This window comes from Mesorhizobium sp. M7A.F.Ca.CA.004.12.1.1 (assembly GCF_003997835.1).
Classification (GTDB): Bacteria; Pseudomonadota; Alphaproteobacteria; order Rhizobiales; family Rhizobiaceae; genus Mesorhizobium.
Genome location: NZ_RZRK01000443.1, coordinates 1 through 5,216, shown reverse-complemented (window position 1 = coordinate 5,216; position 5,216 = coordinate 1). Strand labels below are relative to the sequence as shown.

General features: G+C 64.5%; 5 protein-coding genes and 1 pseudogene. 1 reads left to right on the top strand and 5 read right to left on the bottom strand.

Features of this window, described 5'->3' with window-relative positions; translation table 11 throughout:
* Positions 1 to 297: pseudogene (locus tag EN984_RS21955) on the top strand (ROK family protein); the annotation flags it as partial.
* Positions 298 to 503: 206 nt separating this feature from the next.
* Here the strand turns inward: EN984_RS21955 and EN984_RS21950 are convergent.
* The 5 genes from EN984_RS21950 to EN984_RS21930 form a co-directional block, all read right to left on the bottom strand.
* On the bottom strand, positions 504 to 1,277 hold the full coding sequence (locus EN984_RS21950) for an SDR family NAD(P)-dependent oxidoreductase (RefSeq protein ID WP_127267689.1): 774 nt from the start codon (positions 1,275 to 1,277) through the stop codon (positions 504 to 506).
* Positions 1,278 to 1,282: 5 nt separating this feature from the next.
* A complete protein-coding gene (locus EN984_RS21945) occupies positions 1,283 to 2,617 on the bottom strand; it encodes a dihydroorotase family protein (RefSeq protein ID WP_127272625.1) in 1,335 nt (444 codons plus the stop codon).
* 15 nt (positions 2,618 to 2,632) lie between these two features.
* The gene (locus EN984_RS21940) at positions 2,633 to 3,568 is read right to left on the bottom strand and encodes a polysaccharide deacetylase family protein (protein ID WP_127267690.1); all 936 of its coding nucleotides are present in this window, start codon (positions 3,566 to 3,568) and stop codon (positions 2,633 to 2,635) included.
* A 12-nt stretch (positions 3,569 to 3,580) separates the two neighbouring features.
* A complete protein-coding gene (locus EN984_RS21935) occupies positions 3,581 to 4,606 on the bottom strand; it encodes an NAD(P)-dependent oxidoreductase (protein ID WP_127267691.1) in 1,026 nt (341 codons plus the stop codon).
* 30 nt (positions 4,607 to 4,636) lie between these two features.
* Positions 4,637 to 5,216: SDR family oxidoreductase (locus EN984_RS21930; RefSeq protein ID WP_164765571.1), on the bottom strand; the 580-nt coding region annotated here is incomplete at its 5' end.

Genomic DNA, 5,216 nt, shown 5'->3' with positions numbered 1-5,216 from the left:
GAGCATGCCGATGCAGCCGATATCGGCAGGCTGGCGGCCGGCTGCATCGGCATGCTCGACCCCGGCCTGATCGTGCTTGGCGGCGGTGTCGGCAGAAACCCGCTGATGACAGAAAATGTCGAACGCGTCGCAGCAGAACTTGCGTGGCCGACACGGATCGCCGTCAGTTCGCTTGAAGACGGCGGCACGGCGCTCGGCGCCATGAAGCTAGCCGTCGACTACAGTCTCGGGCTGATGCTGCGCGAAGGCCGCCATCCGGCTGTCGTGCTGCCGCCATTGTCAGAGCTGGAGCGCTAGTAGTGGTCTGATTTGGAAGATACCGCGTGACCAGATCGCTTCTGGAGAACTGTTTGCGACTGCGACTACTACCGTTGCAGAGCGCGTGTCTCGACTCTGGGGGCGAAAAAGTGCCCACGTAATGTTTTGACCTGTTCGTCGGCCAACGTCCCTTGCTGCAGCCCTTGCCCGCGGTCTCCGGGCAGTCGGCCTTAGGTCTTACTAGGTCAGCCCGCCATCCAGCCGCCGTCCACCATCAGGTTGATGCCTGTAACGTAGCTTGCCATGTCGCTGGCGAGAAACAAGGCGGCTCCGGCCACGTCGCTCGGATGTCCAAGCCGCGGCCATGGCGTGCGCCTTCGCGAGTAATCGAGCGCGTCGGGTTCGTTGGCGACACCCGGCTTGCCGGTGACGATCTTGCCTGGCGCAATCGCGTTGCAGACGATCAGGTCGTCGGCGTGGTCGACGGCGATCTGCCGTGTCATCTGCACGATGCCTCCCTTGCTCACAGAATAGGGGAAGTCGCCCGGGCAGGCCACGATACCATGCTGCGAGGAGATGTTGATGATGCGGCCGCGCACATCGGTGACGGGCGCCTGGGTGAGCATCTGCATCACCGCCCGTTTCGAGCAGTAGAAGAAACCGGTCAGGTTGACGCCGATGACGCGCTGCCATTGTTCCGGCGTGGTGTCGATCAGATTGGTGCTGGTGTAAATCGCGGCGTTGTTGACCATCACGTCGAGCCGTCCGAACTGCGTGACCGTCGCATCGACCAGCGCATCGACGGCGCTCCAGTCAGAGATGTCGGTCCGGATGTAAACAGCACCTCCGCCGGCCGAGCGGATCAACTCCACGGTGCTCTTACCGCCTTCGATCGGCTGCTCGACCGTGTCGGCGATGACGACGCTCGCGCCCTCGGCCGCGAATTTCAGCGCGATCGCGCGGCCGATGCCGGAACTGCCTCCGGTGACGATGGCGGTCTTGTCTGCGAGGAGGGGCATGGTCTTCAGCTTTCCCGGGTGACGATGGTTCCAATTTTCGGGCCGATCAGTTTTCCCTCGCGCGCGATTTCGCGACCGCGCAGGAAGACGCTTGTCAGCCGCGCCTGGACGGTCCAGCCATCGAATGGCGTATAGCCCGCTCGCGACACCTGATCGGCATTGGCGATCGTGCTGGACTGGCGCGGATCGAGGATGAGGATATCGGCATCGTAGCCGGTGGCGATCCGTCCCTTGCGCCGGCCAAGCCCGAAGCGCTCGGCCGGATTGCGGGCGCACAGGCGCACCAGATCGGACAATGCGATCAAGCCTTCATCGACCAGTTTCAGCATGGTCTGCAACAGTGTCTGCAGCCCTGGCATGCCACCTGGAATGTCGGCAAAGGCCGCATAGGATGCAGCCTTTTCGATTGGCGCGTGCGGCGCGTGGTCGGTGGCGACGATGTCGATCAGTCCTCCGCTCAGCGCGGCGCGCAGCGCATCCACATCATGCGGCGAGCGCAGGGGTGGCGAGGCCTTGAGATTAGCGCCTTGCATCTCATAATCGCTGGCGGTGAAGAAGAGGTTCTGCGGCGTTGTTTCGACGCTGGCGTCGGCCATGCCGCGCAGCCGGCCCCACGTCTCGACGCCGAGTTCGGAATTGATCTGGCGGACATGAATTCTGGTTTCGGCAGAGGCGGCGGCGATGAGCGCCCGGGCGATGCCGTTGGCTTCGGCGAGTGGCGGCCGGCTGGCCTGAAAGGCGGCGATGGTGCCGGGGCGGTCGCGTAGTGTGCTGCCGGTCAGGATCGATTGATCGCCGGGCGAGATGCCGATCAAAGTGTCGCTGCCGGCGAAAGCCTTCAACGCCTCGGCCACGGCGTCGGACGTCGCGAAGAGGAAGTCATCGGGCACATCGGCGGTGAACAGCTCGAACGAGACCGGCGCCAAGTCCAGCACGCGAGGGATAAGCGACAGGTTGCGGCTGACGACGGTCTGCAAGCCGACATCGACATGTATGCGGGCCTCGGTCATCGCCATCTTGTCGGCAAGCTGTTCGGCTGTGGCTGTCCATGGCTCGTCGGTCGGCATGTCGAGCACCGTCGTCACGCCGCCAAGGGCCGCGGCATGCGTGCCCGAGGAAAAGTCATCCTTGTGTGTCAGTCCAGGCTCGCGCAGGTGCGCGTGCGCGTCGACCAGGCCGGGCAGCAGATAGGCACCGGCCGCATCGATGACTGTCCTGGCCGAGGCCGTCTCGCCAGGCTGGACAAGCGCCGCGATACGGCCATCGGTAATGCCCACATCGCGCCGCTCGAACCCTTCGGCGTTGACGATGGTGGCTCCCCGGATCAGGGTTTCGAACATGCCGTCTTGTTTCCGTTAGCCGCGCCGCTCGAAGCTGGCATGGCTCTCCAGCCAGAACCGGGCAATCTCTTCGCGGCGCATGAAGGCAGCGGCCGGGTTCTGCTTCACATGTTCGATCACCTCGCGCAGCCCGGACGCCCGGTTGGGTTGGCCCATCCAGCGCGCATGGATGCCGATCGTCAGCATGCGGCCGCCGGTCTCGTCGGCTTCACCGAGCATGTAATCGATCGCCGAGCGGCAATCCTCAGCGAAGTCGCGCGGTTTGCTGTAGCCCGGCGCCACCAGATAACGGCTGTCGTTGAGCGTCTTGGAATAGGGCACGACCAGGATTTCCGTGCCCCGATGGTCGAGGAAGTAGGGCAGGTCGTCATTGCAGGGATCGGAGTGATAGAGGAAGCTGCCTTCCTCGACGAGCAGATCGCGCGTGTTGACGCTGGGCAGCGAGCGGCAGTTCCAGCCGAGCGGCCGCCTCCCCAGTAGTGTCTCGTAAAGCCCGACCGCTTCATGCAGCTGGCGCTTTTCCTCGCTGCGCTCCATGGTCGTATAGTCGATCCAGCGTAGGCCGTGGCCGAGCAGATCGTGTCGTCGCGTCTTCATCCATTCGACGAAGGGCGGGTTGCGCTCCAGCGCCACCGCGCAAGCTGAGATGGTGATCGGGATGTCGTAGCGATCAAAAAGCCGTGCCAAGCGCCAGACGCCGGCGCGGCTGCCATATTCGAAATGCGTCTCGGTGCCGAGGTCGCGCACCGGCGGGCTCGAGGTGAGATTGTATTCGCCCCAATTGTCGTTGCGGCCATCTTCGAGCCAGGAATATTCCGAGCCCTCCTCATAGTTGAGCACGAGGTTGATGGCGAGCTTGACGCCGCCGGGCCAGGTCACGAAGGGCGGATTCGGACCATAGCCGACGAGGTCGCGCGGCTGGGGCGGTTGCGAGGCAGCGCTTGGCGTCATGGCAAATTCCTCTCATCTCGTTTCGTTGGCGGTTATCCAGTCCATGTAGGCGTGGAAGGCTTCCTTGCCCGGACGCGGCCGCCATGTAGTGTCGCGCAGGATGCGGGCGATGTCATACGCGCCCCACATGCCGCCCTTCAGTCTCACATCCTGGACGATATTGGCGTCTTCTCCTGGTGTCACTTCGGCCTTCAGGCCCGGCACGCGTTCCCTTGCCCAGCCGACGATCTCGCCGATGGTCTGGCTAGACCCGGAGCCGATGTTGTAGTGACGGTAATTGAGGCGCGGTGCATCGATCAGCGCGAGGATCGCGGCGGCAACGTCGGTCGAGACGATATAGTCGCCGACCGGCTCCAGGCTGTTCGGCCTGATCGTCTCGCCGGCTAAAGCCATATGTGCGACGCGGTTGGGAACATGGCGAAAGTTGCGGCTCTCGGTCGCGCGGTCCATCGGGCCGTAGACCGAAGCAAGTCGCACCGAGACCGCCGACAGGTCGAACAGGTCGGCATAGCGGTTGGTCACCATCTCGGAGGCGAATTTCGAGATGCCGTAGAGCGTCAACGGCGCGACATAGCCGTCTTCCGGCAGCGGCTCGCTGCTCCAGTCGGGGCCATTGTGACGGTAGACGGAGCCGGAACTGACATAGACGAAGCGCTTGAGGTCCGGTCTCTCTCGCGCCCAGTCCAGCATCCGCACGGTGCCCATTAGATTGACGTCGACGATGCGGGCCGGGTCTTCGGCCTCGGGCTGCCGTTTTGCCTCCGAGGCGCTGCCGCGCGAGATCGGCGTGATTGTCGCGCCATGCACGATCGCCGTGATGCCTTGCTCGTCTAGCGCCGCGGACCAGGCTTTCGGGTCGAGGACGTCGGCGGCGACCACTGTGAGCCGGTCGCGCACCGGGGCGAAATGCTTTTCGGCCGCCGCGTCCAGGCCGGACCGGTCGAGGATCACGGCCCGGGCTTGCGGATCGCGGTCGAGCCATGCGCGCGCGACCACGCTCATGACAAAGCCGGTGCCTCCGGTGACAAGCAGCGTCATGTGAACTCCTTCTAAGTTGAACGAACAGGATCAGCGCGTTGCATAGCCGCCGTCCACGAGCATGTCGGATCCGGTGACGAAGGATGCGTCCGATGACAAAAGGAAAGCGGCCGCCGCGGCGATCTCATCCGGCTCTGCGATGCGGCCGAGCAGATGGGCGGGGCCAAGACCCGCATTGGCGGCCTCGAAGTCCGGAAATCTGCGCAGCAGGCGCGCTGTCGCCACCGCGCCCGGCGACAGGCTGTTGACGCGCACATTGTCCGGCGCATGGTCGACCGCCATCGCCTTGGCGAGATGGATCAGCCCCGCCTTGGCAGCGCAATAGGCGACGGCATTGGCGGTGGCGACGCGTCCGAACTGCGAGCCGATGAACACCACCGAGCCGCCGCCACCCACCGCGATCAACGGCACCGCGAACTTGCTCATCAGGAACGCACCGGTCAGGCTGACGTCGAGTTCGCGGCGCCAGGACTGTTCGTCGAGATCGACGACGGTGGCATTGGTCGATGGCGCGGCGGCGTTGTGCACCAGTCCGTCCAGCCGGCCGAAGCGCTGCCTTGCGATGTCGACGGCGCTGCGAGCCTGCTCCGCATCGGTCACATCGCAGCCG